General features: G+C 67.0%; 15 protein-coding genes. 9 read left to right on the top strand and 6 right to left on the bottom strand.

Going from position 1 to position 17,268, the window contains the following annotated elements:
- The first annotated feature begins 14 nt into the window (after window positions 1-14).
- Genes ACIBH2_RS05995 through ACIBH2_RS05985 form a run of 3 tightly spaced genes read left to right on the top strand, consistent with a single transcriptional unit; the run spans window position 15 to window position 2,465 of the window.
- Window positions 15-734, top strand: coding sequence for an alpha/beta fold hydrolase (locus ACIBH2_RS05995; RefSeq protein ID WP_397113954.1), 720 nt, complete (start codon window positions 15-17; stop codon window positions 732-734).
- 32 nt (window positions 735-766) lie between these two features.
- Entirely contained in the window at window positions 767-1,729 is a 963-nt protein-coding gene (locus ACIBH2_RS05990) for an alpha/beta hydrolase (protein WP_397113952.1), read from the top strand.
- Window positions 1,730-1,757: 28 nt separating this feature from the next.
- Complete coding sequence (locus tag ACIBH2_RS05985) at window positions 1,758-2,465, top strand: alpha/beta fold hydrolase (RefSeq protein WP_397113950.1); 708 nt, start codon at window positions 1,758-1,760, stop codon at window positions 2,463-2,465.
- An 856-nt stretch (window positions 2,466-3,321) separates the two neighbouring features.
- Here ACIBH2_RS05985 and ACIBH2_RS05980 read toward each other — a convergent pair.
- The gene (locus ACIBH2_RS05980; RefSeq protein ID WP_397113948.1) at window positions 3,322-4,893 is read right to left on the bottom strand and encodes a DUF222 domain-containing protein; all 1,572 of its coding nucleotides are present in this window, start codon (window positions 4,891-4,893) and stop codon (window positions 3,322-3,324) included.
- Window positions 4,894-5,081: 188 nt separating this feature from the next.
- Here ACIBH2_RS05980 and ACIBH2_RS05975 point away from each other — a divergent pair, with 188 nt between their 5' ends.
- Window positions 5,082-6,086, top strand: a complete 1,005-nt coding sequence (locus tag ACIBH2_RS05975; RefSeq protein WP_397113946.1) for a malate dehydrogenase — start codon at window positions 5,082-5,084, stop codon at window positions 6,084-6,086.
- 1 nt (window position 6,087) lies between these two features.
- Here ACIBH2_RS05975 and ACIBH2_RS05970 read toward each other — a convergent pair whose 3' ends face one another.
- The gene (locus ACIBH2_RS05970; protein ID WP_397113944.1) at window positions 6,088-6,960 is read right to left on the bottom strand and encodes a TIGR03619 family F420-dependent LLM class oxidoreductase; all 873 of its coding nucleotides are present in this window, start codon (window positions 6,958-6,960) and stop codon (window positions 6,088-6,090) included.
- Window positions 6,961-7,196: 236 nt separating this feature from the next.
- Between ACIBH2_RS05970 and ACIBH2_RS05965 the strand changes: the two genes are divergently transcribed.
- The gene (locus tag ACIBH2_RS05965; RefSeq protein ID WP_397113942.1) at window positions 7,197-7,946 is read left to right on the top strand and encodes an SDR family oxidoreductase; all 750 of its coding nucleotides are present in this window, start codon (window positions 7,197-7,199) and stop codon (window positions 7,944-7,946) included.
- A gap of 127 nt (window positions 7,947-8,073) precedes the next feature.
- Here ACIBH2_RS05965 and ACIBH2_RS05960 read toward each other — a convergent pair whose 3' ends face one another.
- Both ACIBH2_RS05960 and ACIBH2_RS05955 read right to left on the bottom strand, forming a co-directional pair.
- Entirely contained in the window at window positions 8,074-9,666 is a 1,593-nt protein-coding gene (locus ACIBH2_RS05960; RefSeq protein WP_397113940.1) for a hypothetical protein, read from the bottom strand.
- Between the two features lie 37 nt (window positions 9,667-9,703).
- Window positions 9,704-10,033, bottom strand: a complete 330-nt coding sequence (locus tag ACIBH2_RS05955) for a type VII secretion target (RefSeq protein WP_397113938.1) — start codon at window positions 10,031-10,033, stop codon at window positions 9,704-9,706.
- Window positions 10,034-10,171: 138 nt separating this feature from the next.
- Here ACIBH2_RS05955 and ACIBH2_RS05950 point away from each other — a divergent pair, with 138 nt between their 5' ends.
- From ACIBH2_RS05950 to ACIBH2_RS05935, 4 genes are all read left to right on the top strand, one after another.
- Window positions 10,172-11,164 (top strand): NAD-dependent epimerase/dehydratase family protein, encoded by a 993-nt coding sequence (locus tag ACIBH2_RS05950; protein ID WP_397113936.1) that lies wholly within the window; start codon window positions 10,172-10,174, stop codon window positions 11,162-11,164.
- Between the two features lie 31 nt (window positions 11,165-11,195).
- The gene (locus ACIBH2_RS05945) at window positions 11,196-12,236 is read left to right on the top strand and encodes an Rv2578c family radical SAM protein (protein WP_397113934.1); all 1,041 of its coding nucleotides are present in this window, start codon (window positions 11,196-11,198) and stop codon (window positions 12,234-12,236) included.
- A gap of 130 nt (window positions 12,237-12,366) precedes the next feature.
- The gene (locus tag ACIBH2_RS05940; RefSeq protein ID WP_397113932.1) at window positions 12,367-14,343 is read left to right on the top strand and encodes a 2-oxoacid:acceptor oxidoreductase subunit alpha; all 1,977 of its coding nucleotides are present in this window, start codon (window positions 12,367-12,369) and stop codon (window positions 14,341-14,343) included.
- A complete protein-coding gene (locus ACIBH2_RS05935) occupies window positions 14,343-15,422 on the top strand; it encodes a 2-oxoacid:ferredoxin oxidoreductase subunit beta (RefSeq protein WP_397113930.1) in 1,080 nt (359 codons plus the stop codon). The genes ACIBH2_RS05940 and ACIBH2_RS05935 overlap by 1 nt, the downstream gene beginning before the upstream one ends.
- A gap of 16 nt (window positions 15,423-15,438) precedes the next feature.
- Here the strand turns inward: ACIBH2_RS05935 and ACIBH2_RS05930 are convergent, their stop codons facing one another.
- Both ACIBH2_RS05930 and ACIBH2_RS05925 read right to left on the bottom strand, forming a co-directional pair.
- A complete protein-coding gene (locus tag ACIBH2_RS05930) occupies window positions 15,439-15,990 on the bottom strand; it encodes a hypothetical protein (RefSeq protein ID WP_397113928.1) in 552 nt (183 codons plus the stop codon).
- A gap of 196 nt (window positions 15,991-16,186) precedes the next feature.
- On the bottom strand, window positions 16,187-17,110 hold the full coding sequence (locus tag ACIBH2_RS05925) for a neutral zinc metallopeptidase (protein WP_397113926.1): 924 nt from the start codon (window positions 17,108-17,110) through the stop codon (window positions 16,187-16,189).
- Between the last annotated feature and the right edge of the window lie 158 nt (window positions 17,111-17,268).

Raw genomic sequence — 17,268 nt, 5'->3', positions numbered from 1 at the left:
GAGGAAGGAACCTCGTGTCGTCCTCCGCAACAACCATCGTGCTCGTACACGGCGCTTTCGCCGATGCCGCCAGTTGGGCGCCGGTCACCGCGCGGCTGCTCGCTCGCGGTCATCGGGTGCTGGCGCCGCCGGTCTACAACCGCAGCCTGAGCGCGGACGTCGCGTCCATCCGGGCGGTCGTCGAAAGTATCAGCGGCCCTGTGCTTTTGGTCGGGCATTCCTACGGCGGCGCGGTCATCACCGTCGCCGGAGTCGCCGACAATGTCGTCGGACTGGTCTACGTCTCGGGCTACGCCCTGGACGAGGGTGAGAGTCTCGGGCAGCTGCAAGGCGGTTTCCCGGATTCGGACCTGGCCGCCAACCTGGTGTACACGCCGTACCCGACCGAGAGTGGCGAGCCGGGGACCGATGTGTCCGTCGATATAGCCGCCTTCCCGGAAGTCTTCGCGGCGGGGCTGGATTCGGCCACGGCGCGGGTTCTCGCCGTCTCGCAACGGCCGCTGTCGGCCTTCGCTTTCGGCGAGACCGCCTCGGCGGCGGCCTGGAAGACCAAGCCCGGGTGGGGGATCGTGTCCAGCGCCGACCGCACCATCAATCCCGAGGTCGAACGCTTCGGGTACCAGCGCGCCGGATTGCGTTCGGTCGTCGAGATCGACGGGCCGCATCTGGTCATGCGGACCCACCCCGACGAGGTCGTCGGCGTCATCGTCGACGCCCTGGCCGCTCTGGGCTGAACCACACAACACATCTTCGGAAAGGAATCCCCATGTCTGGAAATCCGTTGGGAATCGCCCTCGAGCAGGCTGCTCAGGAGTTCGTCGACGCCACCTCTGAGCCGCCGTTCCTCTACCAACTGCCGCCGGAAGAGGGTCGCAAAGCCGTTGACTCGGTGCAGGATTCGCCGATCTTCAAGCCGGAGGTCGCCGAGGAGTGGATCACCGTGGAAGGCGGGCCGACCGGGTCGGTGCGTGCGCGGATCGTGAAACCGCAAGGTGCGCAGGGGTCTTTGCCGGTGATCGTCTACACGCATGGTGCGGGTTGGGTTTTCGGTGACGCGCACACGCACGATCGCTTGGTGCGCGACCTCGCCGTGGGGGTGGGCGCGGCCGTCGTGTTCCCTGAGTACGACCGTTCGCCGGAGGTGCGGTACCCGGTGGCCAACGAGCAGTCCTACCGTGTGGCGCAATGGGTTTCGACCGAGGGCGCGACAAAGGGTCTGGATTCCTCGCGCATCGCGGTCGCGGGCGATTCGGTCGGCGGCAATATGGCCATCGCGCTGACCCTCATGGCCAAGGAGCGCGGCGACGTATCCTTCACCCAACAGGTGCTGTTCTACCCGGTCACCGACGCGAATTTCGACACCGGTTCGTATAAGGAGTTCGCCACCGGCTACTTCCTGACTCGCGAAGGCATGCAGTGGTTCTGGGACCAGTACACCACCAGCGCCGAGGACCGCGCCCAGATCACCGCCTCGCCGCTGCGCGCCACCACCGAACAGCTCACCGGCCTGCCGCCCGCCCTGGTCATCACCGCCGAAGCCGACGTGCTGCGCGACGAGGGTGAGGCATTTGCCGGAAAGTTGCGTGCCGCCGGTGTTCCGGTGATTCAGACTCGCTACGGCGGCATCATCCACGACTTCGTCATGGTCAACTCCATGCACGACACCTACGCCGCCAAAGCCGCTGTCGCCCAAGCCGTCGCGGTCCTGCGCGCCGCGCTGTACGCCTGACCCCCTCCGCCCGACAAGGAATAGACCCGTGAGCAACAAACCCACCATCGTCCTGGTCCACGGCGCTTTCGCCGACTCCTCCAGCTGGAACGGCGTCATCGACAACCTCCGCGCCCAGAACTATCCCGTCCTCGCCGCCGCCAACCCCCTCCGCGGCCTCAGCAGCGACGCGGCCTACGTCGCCTCGGTGGTCGACAGCGTCGAGGGCCCGGTCGTCCTGGTCGGCCACTCCTATGGCGGCAGCGTCATCAGCGTCGCGTCGGCCGGGAAACAGAACGTCAAAGCCCTCGTTTACATCGCGGCTTTCATTCCCGCCGAAGGGGAGAGCGCCCTCGGACTGACCGACAAGTTCCCCGGATCGACGCTGGGGCCGACCACCCGGGCGGTGGAGTACCCAGGGCCGGAAGGCAAGTCGGAGACGGAACTCTACATTCGCCAGGACGAGTTTCCAGCGCAGTTCGCCGGGGATGTCCCCGCTTCGGTCGCCGCAGCCATGGCCGCGACTCAGCGACCTGTTGCTCTCGCCGCGCTACAGGAGGGTGCCGGTGCTGTCGGTTGGCGAGATATCCCTGTCTTCTCGCTTCTCACCACCGCGGACAAGAATATTCCGATCGAGGCGCAGCGATTTATGGCCGAGAGGGCTGGCGGCTATTCCGTGGAAGTCGATGGGTCGCACGCTGTCAGTGTCTCCCGCCCGAATGTGGTGAGTGATGTGATCGCGTTGGCAGCTAAGTAGGAATGTCCCTGATCGGCTGAGGGTCGTGTGATGGAGCGGAATCCGCGACCTTCAGCCTGGAATGAGACGGATGTTTTGGGAACGCCTGTCTTTAAACGACATTAAGTGTGGTTGCGTCGCCAGCCTTTCCTGACTTTAGCTGACGCGACATTGGGTGCCGTAAGCCCGCGATCCCAGCCTGCGGACTGCACTAATGCTGTTTTAGAGATGATTCACCGACATATACACCCGAGGTTGTAGTGCGGCGGGGCCTCCGCCTGGGATTGTCACTACGGGGGCTCGGGTGCGGCGGGCCCTCCGCTCGGGTGTCATGACGGGGGCTCGGATGTGGTGGGATTTCGTCCCGGTGCGACTTGCCGAGGGCTCGAGCGCGTGGGATTACCTCACGGCGCAACTCCGGGACTCGGCGCGGAGGAGTTGCCTCAAAGGACGACACGCGAGGGCCGCTGGCGCGGCGAGGTTGCTCGGCGAGTCTCACCACGTAGGTTGTGGCGCGGCTTCGCTGCGCTGCGTGGTGCCCAGTGTTGTGCGCGGGGATTGTGGTGCGCTGGGTTCGTTTGCGGTGGCGCGGGTTTCGCGCTGGCGGAGTGCCTGTATTCGGAATGATTCACCTTGAGTAGACCGACCGGGTCTACATGGGCGGGTGCTCGCCACCCGACTCTGCCGGATGGTTCGAATTGTCTTCCAGGACTTCGGGCTCGCCACCCCGACGCGGTGCCGGTGATCCCGGCGTGGCTTCTGGAACTCGAGCGCGGCGGGTTGGGTCCCGGCCTGACTTCTGGGACTTGTGCGCGGTGGGATTGCCTCGCAGGACAACACGCGAGGGTTCTCGCACGGCGGGGTTGCCCGGCAAGTCTTAGAACGGGGGTTGTGGCGCGATCGGCTCGCTGCCCGGGGGGAGTGGCGCGGCGGGGACGCTGTCCGGTGCGGTGCCCGGAGATTGTGCTTCGGTGGATTCATTTGCACTGGTGCGGGTCTCGCGCAGGTGGCGTGCCTCTATTCGGACGTCGGCCTGATACAGGACCTCGTCGGGATGATGCACATGATTGACCTCGAGTAGACCGACCGGGTCCACATGCGCGGGGGCTCGCCACCCGACTCTGCCCGGATGGTCCGAATCGGCGTCGAGGACTTCGGTTTCCCACCCCGACTGTGTGCCGGTGATTCTTGCGTGGCATCGATCGCACGCCAAGGTGAGGTTTTCGATGTGGGTGAGCCCGCCTTGGGCGAAGCCGAGGACGTGGTGCATCTGGCACATCGTCGCCGGTGCCGAACACCCGGGACGGGTGCAGCCGCGATCGGTCGCGATCCTGGCGAGGCGCTGCCACTTGTTCGCCAGTCGCACACCGGGTGCGAGGTGCAGGGGCTTGTTCTGGGTGTGGTCGAACACCATCAGTGTCGGAATCGAGCCTTCGGCCATTTCGAGGGCGGTCTTCATCGGCACCGTCCCGCCGGTGGCGGTCGTGGCGCACCCGGATGCCTTCTCGACGTCCTCGACGGTCATGGTCAGCACGACACTCACGGGGATACCACGGTGCTTGCCAAGCGTTTCCGGGCCGCCGTGCTTGAGGTAGGCCAACAGCGCGTCGTGATTGCGCTGGGCTTGGCTGCGCGTGTCGCGCGCGGCGGCGGCTTCGACGAGGCTGCGGTCGTCCCCATCGGGATCGGCGACCATCGGGCTGTCGGGGTCCTCCGGGTTGCACATCCCCGGGCGCGCCCACTTCGCCAACATGGTGTCGAGGAACGCGGTGGCCTCCGGGTTGAGCAGGCCCTTGAATTCGATCATGCCGTCGACGCGTTGGGTGCTGCGTACCAGCGAGCGCATCCGCGCCCGATCCCGGTCGGAGGTCAGTTTCCCGTCCGGGTCGAGGAAGGCGAGGATCCGCGCGCCGACCTTCTTGAGCCCATCGGGCGTGCACACCCGCGCGGACTCGACCAGCCGCTCCTCGGCCTCGGTCCGCGACTGCTGTTCGACACTGCTGGGGATGCGGTCCATGACCGAGATGATCACGCGCACATGGTCGGCGGAGACTTCGCCCGCGGCCTGCGCGGCCGCGGTAAGGGGCAGCGCGGGTGGCAGGTAGCCGTTGGGGCTGAACCGGCGGTCGTCGAGGTGCTCGGCGGCGTTCGCCCGCGCCGCCGCGTCCCCCTTGGACAGATTCAACGTCTCCACAAGAAAGCTGCGCACCCCGGCGGTCGGACTGAACCCGTACCGCTGGGCGAGGCCGCGGTCGGCGACCGCTTGGGCGAATCGGTGTTGCACGACGGCGACTTTGCGCGCGAAGGCTTCGAATTCACGCATGTGGTCGATAAATTCATCATCCGACAAAGAGGTGCACGAATTGTCGAGCAGAGAATCGAGAAGGACGTCGAGGTTCGCCAAAATGACGACCACGCCCTTCTCGTTGATTTCCCCACCCGAAGTCATGCATCAATTCTATCGCGAAATGTATTGTCCCAGTACAGGAAATATATCTGATATACGGATCTTCAAATTCTGGCGAATATCGTGTGCAACCATCGAGCCGAACTGTCTGGTTGCTCACCACCCCCGCCCCCGCCCCACACTCGTCGTTAGGCTGAAGGACGGAGTCACCTACGACCACTAGGAGCCCGATGTCGACCCCTGCCCGCCCCACCACCGTCACCGTCACCGGAGCCGCCGGACAGATCGCCTACGGGTTGCTGTTTCGTATAGCCTCCGGCGCGATGCTCGGAGCGGACACCCCGATTCGCCTGCGGCTGCTCGAAATCCCCTCCGCCGTAGCGTCTCTGGAGGGCGTGGCCATGGAGCTGGAGGACGGCGCGTTCCCGCTCCTGTCCTCGATCGACATCTCCGACGACCCCTGGACGGGTTTCGATGGGGCCAACATCGCCCTGCTCGTGGGCGCTCGTCCACGTACGGCGGGCATGGAACGCGGCGATCTGCTCGCCGCGAACGGCCCGATCTTCACCGACCAGGGCGCGGCCATCAATGCCAGCGCCGCCGACGACATCAAGGTGCTCGTGGTCGGAAACCCCGCCAACACAAACGCTTTCATCGCGATGAGCAACGCCCCGGACGTCCCGGCCGAGCGGTTCACCGCCCTCACTCGCCTCGACCACAATCGCGCCCTCGCGCAGGTGGCCAAGAAGACCGGCGCGGCGGCCGCCGATATCCACCGCGTCGCCATCTGGGGCAACCACTCCGCGACGCAGTACCCGGACCTGTCGTACGCCACCGTGGCGGGCAAGCCCGCGCTCGACGTCATCGACGATCGGGACTGGGTGGAGAACGACTTCATTCCGACCGTGCAGCAGCGCGGCACCGCGATCATCAAGGCTCGGGGGGCCTCCTCGGCGGCCAGTGCCGCGAGCGCGGCCATCGACCACATTCACGATTGGGCGCGCGGGTCCGCCGCGAACGACTGGGTGTCGATGGCGGTGCCGTCGGATGGCTCCTACGGCGTGCCGGAAGGGCTGATCAGCTCGTTCCCCGTGACCTGCGCGGACGAAAAGTACTCCATCGTCCCGGATCTCGCGATCGACGAGTTCTCGCGGGCGCGCATCGATGCCAGCGTGGCCGAGCTCGTCGGCGAACGGGATGCCGTGATCGAGCTCGGCTTCGCCAAGCGGTCCTGAATCAGGCGAGTTTGGCGATCACGTTGTCGCCGTACCACTTGATCTTGGTGATCTTGTCTTCCAGCGACTCCGTGTCGTGCTCCATGGCGTAGGAGTTGCGGAAGCCGACGATCAGGTCGGTGATGCCCTTCTCCTCGAGGCGCTTCACGCCGTCCGGCGTGTAGCCGTCGCGGGAGACGGCGTGGATCTCGAACGGGGTGGAAAGGTCACGCTCGCTGCGCAATTCGTTGATGCGGGCAAGGTACTTGTCGAGCTCCTCGGCATTGCCGCCCGCGTGCATCCAGCCGTCGGTGAGGCGGACGGCGCGCTTCAGCGCGGCGTCGGAGTGGCCGCCCACGAGAATCGGCAGCGGCTCGGTCGGCGCGGGGGTGAGCTTGATCTTGGGGATGTCGTAGAACTCGCCGTGGTACTCGAAGTACTCGCCGGTCGACAGGCCCTTCACGATCTCGATGCACTCGTCGAGGCGCTTTCCTCGTTTCTCGAACGGCACGCCCATGATCTGGAAGTCCTCCGGCCACGGGCTGATGCCCACGCCCAGGGCGAAGCGGTTGTTGCTCAGGCGCGCAAGGGAACTCGCCTGCTTGGCGACCAGCACCGGCGGGCGGATCGGCAGCTTCAGCACGAACGGCGTCAAGCGCAGGGTGGTGGTGGCCGCCGCGATGGCCGCCGACAGCACGAAGGTCTCGATGAACGGTTTGCCGTCGAGGAATTCGCGGTTGCCGTCCTTGGTGTAGGGGTACTTCGAGTCCGACTCGGCCGGGTAGGCGATGCTGTCGGCGATGGTCATGCTGTGGAACCCGGCTGCCTCCGCGGCCTGCGCCAGCGGGATGTAGTAGTCCGGATTGGTCATCGCCTCCGCATAGGTGAAGCGCATCGGGTCGTCCTCTCGACAATGGGCGGGCGAAAACTAGAACAGATTCTAGTTCTTGTCGTGATGCTAGTCCGGCCCGTCGGGATCGGCGAGCGAACGGGCGAACCGGGGCTCGGGCGCGCCATGGGCCCGGTGGTGCAGGTTCAGTCGTAGCGGCTTCGGCGCGCTCTCGCCGGTGGCGGTCCCGCTGGCCGAGATCGCATTGCCAGCACGTTCTGCATCCTGTTCTAATCGCAGGCATGACGATCGCCATCACCGGCTCCGCCTCGGGTATCGGCGCGGCCACCGCCGCCGCTCTCGCCGCGGCCGGGCACGACATCATCGGCATCGACCTGAAGGACGCCGATATCACCGGCGACCTCACCGATGCGGCCGTGCGCGCGGCGGCGGTCGAGCAGATGCTGGAACGTAGCGGGGGAGTGCTGAACGGACTCGTCCTGTGTGCGGGCGTCGGCCCGCAGGTGCCCGATCCGATGCGCATCGTCGAGATCAACTACCGCAGCACCATCGCGCTGCTGGACGCTCTGCTGCCCGCTCTGCGGAAGGGGGAATCGCCTGCCGCCGTGGTGGTTTCGTCGGTGGCCTCCACCCACCTAGCCTGGGATCAGAACCCGATCGCGTCCGGCAACGAGGCCGAGGCCTTCGCGCAGGCCGGTGAGTACGCGGGCAGCTATGCCTACGCCGCCTCCAAGAACGCCGTCACCGTAGCCGTTCGGCAGCGCGCGGCCGAGTGGGGTGCCGCGGGTGTCCGGCTCAATACCGTCGCACCGGGCAGCGTCGATACTCCGCTGCTGCAAGCCGGTATGGACGACCCCCGCTACGGTGAGGCGATCCGCAACTTCACCTCGCCGGTGGGGCGCAATGGCCGCCCGGACGAAATCGCTTCGCTCATCGCCTATCTGCTCGGTCCACAGGCCGGGTTCATTCACGGCTCGCAGTTCGTGATCGACGGCGGCACCGACGCTCAGGCCCGGCCCACGGCCGTCTGACAGTCGCACCGTCGGAGGTGAATTTGCTTCCCGCCGAGCGGTTGTGGGCCCGGTGGATCGGCCCGCACACCGCACGAAACAGCCCCCGTGGTGGACCGTAGGTCCCTCGCGGGGGCTGTTTCACGATTCAGGCCTGCTCCTCGCTGGCGTCCTCGTCCTGGCTCTCGCCGATGACGCCCGGCCCGGAGGCACCCAGGTTTCCGGTGAGTTCGCTTTCGCCGGAACGGTTTTGGTAATGCTGCACGTTCCGCGTGTACTCCTGGTCCGTGCCCCGCTGCCCGGCACCGGCACCGTGCGGCGCACCCATGAATCCGCCCGGCGCGGCACCGCCCATCGCGGCCGCGCCCGCCCCACCGGAGCCGAACGGATTGCCCGCGTTCGCGGCGATCTTGCCGCCGGGGATCGAGGAGCCGGGGCCGCCCGGCTTGGCCGCGATACCGCCCGCGCCACCGCCGATACCTCCGCCGCCGCCCGCGCCGCCGCCACCACCGCCACCGACTCCGGCGGCCTTGGTATCCAGATCGCCCGGCTTGCCCGGGGTCGGGTCGGTGCCCGCGGCCTTCGTGGCCTGTTCGACGCCGGATTTCAGCAGCTCCTGTGCCTGCGACAGGATCGGCTGTCCGACATTCTGGGCCAAGGATTGCGCGACCTCGGCGGGATTCGGGCCACCGCCCTGACCGAGTAGCTGACCGACCACGCCGCTCAATTGCGCTGTGTAGCCGCCCAATTCACCCCGCGTGGCATTGACGACCGCCACCGCCGCGCCGAGATGTTCGGTGGCGGCGGCGATCAGGGCCGCCTGGCCGGGCGGAGTGAGCGCCACCGGGGCCATAGCGGTGGCCTGCGTGGCGAACGACTGCGCGATCGCCGTCAGTTGCAGATTGCCCCGCTGCACCACCGCGGCCGCCTGCTGTGTCAGCGCCGAGATGTCCACGCCGCGATTGGCCGTCTCCTCCCCGTGCCGCTGCGCGTCCTGTCCCGCCGATTGGGCGGCATTGCCGGACTTGCCCTTCCACACCGTCTCGACGGTCTTGAGCGCGCCACTGCCGACCTGCATCGCCCCCTCGATGACCTTCGACGACTGACTCAGCACGGTCGTCGGATTCACCGCCCCGAGCACGCCGGTGCCGAAACTGTTCATGAGATCGAGGAACGGCTTGAACAGCGCGTCGATACCCGGGATGGCGGGCAAGGCCATGCCGCTCATGAGCGCGGCCACCGGATCCTGCGGCAGCGGCGGCAGCGGCGGCAGCGGACCAGGATGCACCGCACCCTGCGCGAGCGCCGCCTGCGCGGACGCAGCCGCGGCGGGCGCGTTGTTCAGCGCCGACCGCGCCCCATCCAACACGCCCTGAGCCCCATCAAGGGCCTGCTGTGCCGAATCCACAGCGCCCTGCCCGACGTCGAATGCGGCTCGCGCTCCCGGGTTGTCGAGTACGCCCGGCTCAGCAGAACCACCGAGAACACCGGCGGCATAGGTGGAATCCCCGGCCGTGCCATGCGGCATCGCACCCAACCCCGGCGACCCACCGCCCTGCTCGAATTCCTTGCGCGACACCACGAATGCGGGAGCCTCGAACGGCGCGACATCGTCGGGCAGCTGGAGCAACGGCACGTCGGGCAGCCCGGTGCGCGCCGCCTCCGCGGTCTGCGGTGCGGGCACGGCGGGGGAGGCGTCCGGCGCGATGATCCCCGAGACCCTCGGATCGCTCGGAGTCATTCCGCCGCTCCGATCGTCGCGGCGTCCATCCACGCGTTCATGCCTGCTCCCCGATCGTCCCGCCGAGTTGCCCGAGCCCACCCGCGAAGGTCGCGTCGGTCGTCTCGATGGTGGTCGCCGATCCGGTCGCCGTCGCGCCTAGGTGCGCGTATCGCCCCGACAGCGCGTTGATGTCCTTGGCGTGCAATAGCTCCGCGACCGCGTACATGGCCAGGTAATCCGCGCCGATCAAGCCGAAGACGGGCGTCATGGCGGCGACACCGGCTACAGTGTCGAGGTTGCCTGCGGCGGCGATATCGGCCGCGACGCCGTTCTGGGTGGTGGCGAAGGCGCGGACCGCCTCCGGATCGACCGAGATTCCGGTCATGAGTAGTCCCCCGGATCGTCGTGGAGAAATAGCGGTCCTGAATATATAGGACCCCTCCGACCAGCGAAGCGGGGACGTAATCCCAGTTCGTAAACTAGAACTTGTTGCAAATTAGAACAGGTTCTATATTCTCGTCTCATGAAGGTCGCAGTCACCGGCGCTGCCGGGTTCCTTGGCACCAATTTGCTACGCCTGCTTACCGATCGCGGTCACGAGGTGACCGCGATCGATCGTGTTCGGCCCACCGGCGCTACTGAACCCGGTGTCACCTGGGTGACCGGTGACGTGCTCGACCCCGCCTCCATGCGCTCCGCGCTCGAGGGCGCGGAGGTCGTCTACCACCTGGTCGCGGTCATCACCCTGGCGCAGAAGAACGATCTCGCCTGGCGCATCAACACCGAGGGCGTGCGGGTCGTCGCCGAGGCGGCGCTGGCCGTCGGCGCGCGCAGGTTCGTGCACGCCAGCTCCATCCACGCGTTCAACCAGTACCAGTGCGGCGGCAAGATCGACGAGCGCACCGCCCGCTCCATCAGCCCGGACCTGCCCGTCTACGACCGCTCCAAGTGGCAGGGCGAGGTCGAGCTGCGCAAGGTCGTCGACAAGGGCCTCGACGCCGTGCTCTGCAATCCGACCGGCGTGTACGGCCCGGTCGACTACACCCGTTCGCGGATCAACGGCACCCTGCTGGACGCGGCCAAGGGCCGGGTGCCCGCCATGATCGGCGGCAGCTTCGACCTGGTCGACGTGCGCGATGTCGCCCTCGGCCTGATCCTCGCCGGAGAGCGCGGCCGCACCGGTGAGAACTACCTGCTCACCGGACATATGCAGACCATGTGGGACGTCACCCGGCTGGCGGCCGCGGTGAACGGCAAGAAGGGTCCGCGCGTGCTCATTCCGGCGCAGGTCGTCTCGGCGGTGATTCCGGTGCTGGAACCGGTCGGCAAACTCTTCGGCAGCGATGTGCTGTCCAAGGCGGCGCTCGGCGCGCTCATCTCCGCGCCCGTCGTCGACGGCACCAAGGCGCGCACCGAACTGGGCTATCAGCCGCGCAGTACCGAGGAGACGGTGCGCGATCTGGTGGCCTTCGCCAACAACAGCCTGGAGAAGGCCGACACGCGGAAGATCGCTTGACAGCTGCTAGAACAAGTGTTCGACTTGTGGAGTGCGGTGGCAGAACCAGACCCTGGACGCCGATGACGGCGCGCTGCCGGGACTGGAGCGGGCTGGTCTCGTGCGGACGGTACAGACTCCCGAGTTCGAAGGCATCACATTCCACGAAGTGCTCTGCAAGAGCGCGCTGAACCGGGTCCCCGAGGGCGGCAATATGCCGTTCAACTGGACCATCAATCCGATGCGCGGCTGCTCGCACGCGTGCCGCTACTGCTTCGCTCGCGGTTCGCACGAGTACCTCGACCTCAATGCCGGGACGGACTTCGACAATCAGATCGTCGTCAAGACGAATGTCGCGGCCGTCCTGCGCAAGGAGGTACACAAGCGCTCCTGGCGGCGCGAAACCGTTGCGCTGGGGTCGAATACGGACCCATACCAGCGGGCCGAGGGGCGTTACCGGCTCATGCCGGGCATCATCTCCGCGCTCACCGAATCGGGAACGCCCTTCTCGATTCTCACCAAAGGCACCCTGCTGCGCCGGGATCTGCCGCTGCTCACCCAGGCGGCGAGTCAGGTCCCGGTGAGTGTGGCGGTGTCGCTGGCCATTCTGGATCCGGACCTGCACCGCGGGCTGGAATCCGGAACGCCGTCGCCCAAGGCCCGGCTCGAACTCATTCGCGCCCTCGCCGATGCCGGATTCGCCGTGAATGTCATGGTGGCCCCGGTGATTCCGTGCCTCACCGACTCCAAGGCGCATCTCGACGAACTGTTCGCGGCCCTCGCCGACGCCGGTGCCGCCGGGGTCACCGCCTTCCCCATGCACCTGCGCGGCTCCACCCGCGGGTGGTTCCTGGAGTGGCTGGTCACCGAGCACCCCGCGCTCATCCGACGCTACCGACAGCTGTACGGTCGCGGAAGTTCCGTGACACCCGAGTATTCTGCCTGGCTACGCGGTCGCATCGAACCGCTGTTGGAGAAGTACCGTTTCAATCGGGAACGGCAGGCCGAGCCCGAGGTTCGGGCCGCCGCCGCTTTCGACACGCGGCCCGCCGCAGTACCCACGCCCGACCGGCAACTGGCGCTTTTCGCCTGAGCCCGGCGCAGTTTCACCCAGTTCGGCTGAGATTCACCACGTTCTACCGCTCACTTCGCGGGTGTGTCGCGAATACAGCGGAGTAGTTTGGCGTTGATACCTCACAGCGACGAGGAAGTGATGCAGGCGCATGGTTTCGCAGCACGACGATGATTCCGTGGCACACTCCGATGGCTCTGTGGCCGCGCCCGGAAACGGCGGCGCGCCAGAGAAATTGGAAAAGGTCGTAATTCGGTTCGCGGGTGACTCCGGTGACGGTATGCAGCTCACCGGTGACCGATTCACCCACGAGGCCGCCGCATTCGGCAACGACCTCGCCACCCAGCCCAACTTCCCGGCGGAGATCCGCGCGCCCCAGGGCACGCTGCCGGGCGTCTCGTCCTTCCAGATCCAGATCGCCGACTACGACATCCTCACCGCCGGTGACCAGCCCGATGTGCTGGTGGCCATGAATCCGGCCGCGCTCAAGGCGAATCTGGAGGATCTCGCGCGCGGGGCCACGGTCATCGTCAACACCGACGAGTTCACCAAACGCAATCTGGCCAAGGTGGGTTACCAGGGCGATCCGCTCACCGATGACACGCTCTCGGATTTCGTGGTGCATCGGGTGCCCATGACTTCGCTGACGCTGGGCGCGACCGAACCGACCGGTGTTGGTAAAAAAGACGGACAGCGCGCGAAAAACATGTTCGCGCTCGGTTTGCTGTCCTGGATGTACGGTCGACCCATTGATGGAACCGAGCAGTTTGTTCGGGAGAAATTCGCCGCCAAACCCGATGTGGCCGAAGCAAATATTCTCGCAATTCGGGCGGGATGGAATTACGGCGAAACAACCGAGGCATTCGCGAGCACCTACGAGGTCGCTCCCGCGACGCTGCCGCCGGGGACCTACCGGCAGATCACCGGCAACACCGCACTCGCCTACGGCATCGTGGCGGCCGGGCAACTCTCCGGTTTACCGGTGTTCCTGGGGACCTATCCGATCACCCCCGCCTCGGACATCCTGCACGAGCTGAGCAAGCACAAGAACTTCGGCGTCACCACCTTCCAGGCCGAGGACGAGATCGCGGGAATCGGTGCGGCACTGGGGGCTTCGCTGGGCGGGGCGCTCGGCGTGACCAGCACCTCCGGCCCGGGGTTGGCGCTCAAGAGCGAATCCATCGGTCTCGCGGTCATGACCGAACTGCCGCTGCTGATCGTGGACGTGCAGCGCGGCGGTCCCTCCACGGGCCTGCCGACCAAGACCGAACAGGCCGACCTGTTGCAGGCCCTGTACGGGCGCAATGGCGAGTCGCCGGTGGCGGTCCTCGCACCGCGCTCACCCGCCGACTGCTTCGACACCGCGGTGGAGGCGGCGCGCATCGCGCTCACCTACCGCACGCCGGTGCTGCTGCTCTCCGACGGCGCGATCGCGAACGGCTCCGAGCCGTGGGCGATTCCGCGGGTCTCGGACCTGGAGCGCATCGATCCGGCCTTCGAGCCGGAGGCCGAGGACGACAGCGAATTCCTGCCCTACGCCCGCGATCCGGAGACCCTCGCCCGCCCGATCGCGGTGCCCGGCACCAAGGGCCGCGCGCACCGCATCGGCGGACTGGAGAAGGCCGACGGCAGCGGCAATATCTCCTACGATCCGGCCAATCACGAACTCATGGTGCGACTGCGCCAGGCCAAGATCGACGGTATCGCCGTACCCGATCTGGCGGTGGACGATCCGGACGGTCGCGCCGAACTGCTGCTCATCGGCTGGGGGAGTTCCTACGGGCCGATCGGCGAGGCGTGTCGGCGGGCGCGGCGGCGCGGGGTGCCGGTGGCGCAGGCGCATCTGCGGCATCTGAATCCCTTGCCCGCCAATCTCGATGAGGTGCTGGGCCGCTACCGCACGGTGGTCGCGCCGGAGATGAACGGCGGCCAGCTGGCGATGCTGCTGCGCGCGAAGTACCTCGTCGACGTCCAGCCGTGGACGAAGGTCGCCGGAACCGCCTTCTCGGCACAGGAATTGGTCGGCGTCATCGACGCCGCACTGGACGGCTCCATCGCGGATATGGAACAGGACAAGGCCTTCGCCGCGCGGGCGCGGGCCACCTACCGCACCCCAGGGGGAATGTGATGACCATTGTCGAAAACCCGCTCGTCGGCACCGATCTGGGGCTCACCGGACTGTCCGGTGTGCCCAGGGCCGAGGGGCCGCAGAAGGTCAAGGAGTTCACCTCCGATCAGGAGGTGCGCTGGTGCCCCGGCTGTGGTGACTACGTCATCCTGGCGACCGTGCGCGGATTCCTCGCCGAACTGGGCCTCAAGCGCGAAAACCTCATGTTCGTCTCCGGGATCGGCTGCTCGAGCCGGTTCCCGTACTACCTGGAAGCCTATGGGCTGCACTCGATTCACGGTCGCGCCCCGGCCATCGCGACCGGGTTGGCGGTGACCAGGCCCGACCTGTCGGTCTGGGTGGTGACCGGTGACGGCGACGCGCTGTCCATCGGCGGCAATCACCTCATCCACGCGCTGCGCCGCAATGTGAACATGACGATCCTGCTGTTCAACAACCGGATCTACGGGCTCACCAAGGGTCAGTACTCGCCGACCTCGGAGACCGGCAAGGTCACCAAGTCCACGCCGCTGGGATCGGTCGACCATCCGTTCAACACGCTGTCGGTGGCACTCGGCGCCGAAGCCACCTTCGCCGCACGGGCTTTGGACTCCGACCGCGCCGGGCTCACCGAGGTGCTGCGCGCGGCCGCCGAGCACCGCGGCACCGCGTTCGTGGAGATCCTGCAGGACTGCCCGATCTTCAATGACGGGTCGTTCGACATGCTGCGCAAGGACAATGCCGCCGCGCACCTCATCCCACTGCGGCACGGCGAGCCCATTCGCTTCGGCGCGGACGGTGAATTCGCCGTGGTGCGCAGCGGTTTCGGCCTGGAGGTGGCGCGCACCGACCTGGTGGCCGAATCCGACATCGTGGTGCACGACGCGTACACCGACCATCCGGAGTACGCGTACGCGCTGTCTCGGCTGTCGGATCAGGATCTGTCACATGTGGTGACCGGGGTGTTCCGCAGTGTGTCGCGGCCGACCTACGACGACGGCGTGCGCGCGCAGGCCACCATGGCCCAGGAACGCAAACCGGTGGGCGAGGACTCCTTGCAGCAGCTGCTCACCGGCCGCGAAACCTGGACGGTCGGTTAGGTTTTCGGTCCCGGCCTCAGCGATCGGCCACGAAGGCGTCGAGAAGCTTCTTGTACAGGGTGGCGAACCGGCCGCGGTTCGCCTGCTGGTCGGCGTCGAGGCCGTCGCTGAACTCGGGCGCGTAGGCGATCAGGTGCACATCCTGGTCGGCCTGCTGCGGGGTGTAGTCGATAATGAGACTGCCCTGATCGGAGACGGTGGGCATGCCCAGATCGACGGGGGCCAGCGCCTGCGTCTCGGCAATGGCGGCGGTGAGCACATCCCGCGGGATGGAACCGGTCACCTCCTTGGCGGGAGTGTCCGCCTTGCGATTCGGATCCGCGCCGTCCGGTCGCTTGACGGCCCGGCCGTCGGCCTGCACCTCGAGCAGGGGACGCAGATCGGTGCGGCCGATGAGCCACCCGTTCGGCATGGACGTGAGGGTGAAGAGCATCGGGCCGGTGACCGGAGCCGGGGCGGCCGGTTCCGCGGTGGCGATACCGCTGGTCAGCGCCATCGCCGCGATCAGGGCCAGCCCCGCCGCCGCACTCCGCCGCCCGAATTGTCTTGCCGCACCGACACTTCGCATCGATCGATCCCTCCGTTCCGCCGAGCCGACGCTCGCCGCCGGTGATTGTCCAACGCGGACAGGGGCGTACGCCAGAGGCACGCCGAATTCCGGTGGGAGGGGTGCGAGATCACAACGACCGGTCGGAACAGCACGTCCCCGGAGCGCTTGTGACACCCGGATCAGGGGCGTTCGCGGAACGAGTGAGGTGAGCCGCCTACCGGGTCAGCGCGGGCGGGTTGTCCAGATTGCGGGCACTGTAGGTGTCGCACGCCTTGACCTGCCCGCTCTCGTAGCCCGCCAGGAACCACTTCTGGCGCTGCTCCGACGAACCGTGCGTCCAGGCCTCCGGATTGACCCGACCGGTCGCCGCCTCCTGGATGCGGTCGTCGCCGACCGCCGAGGCGGCCGAGAGACCGTCGCGAATATCGGTGTCGGTCAACGCCTTCAGGAAGGGCTGATCACTGCCGGGCGCGGGCAGCTTGTCGGCGTAGTAGGCCCAGACGCCCGCATAGCAGTCGGCCTGGAGTTCGGTGCGCACCGCGCCGGATTCGGGGCCCTGCGGATCGCGTTGCGAGCGACCGAGATCCCCGAGCAGATTCTGAATGTGGTGGCCGAACTCGTGGGCCACCACGTACTCCTCGGCCAGCGGGCCGCCGCTCGAACCGAAGCGATCCTTGAGCTCCTGGAAGAAGGCGGTGTCGAAGTACGCCGTCTGGTCGGCGGGACAGTAGAACGGGCCGACCGCCGAGGTGGCGCGCCCGCACCCGGTGTTCACCGCACCGGAGAACAACACCACCTGCGGTTCGGTGTAGCGGCGGCCGACCTGCTGGGCGAGTTCGCTGCCCCACACCGAGTCGAGGCTCTGCACGGTCAACACCACGCGACAGTCCACATACTTGTTGGCGTCCGCTCCGGTCTTGCAATGCTCCGGCGTGCCCGCGGTGCCCTGTTCGGCCTGACTGTCGGCCCCGGTGAACTGTCCGAGCACCGACCCCGGATCGCCGCCGAGCAACAGCGACACCACCAAGGCGATGAGTCCGAGCGCGCCGCCGCCGAGCACCAGACCGCCACCCATACCGGGACCGCCGCCGGAAGAGACCCGATCCGGATCGATCTGCATACCTTCGTTGAAGGTCATCTGCCTGCTCCCGTCTGCGAACGCCCCGAACGTGCGGTGTGGCATGAGGATCAGCGGGTCCGAGAACCCGCCGTCACACAGCTTGGCACGGGCGAACCGATATCGGTTTCCTCTCCGCGCACGTGTCTCACTACGATGTACCCCGCACCCGCTCGTTT

Source organism: Nocardia sp. NPDC050406 (assembly GCF_044459025.1).
Lineage (GTDB): Bacteria > Actinomycetota > Actinomycetes > Mycobacteriales > Mycobacteriaceae > Nocardia.
The sequence above is the reverse complement of the archived record's forward strand: the minus strand, read 5'-3'. Positions and strand labels throughout refer to the sequence as shown.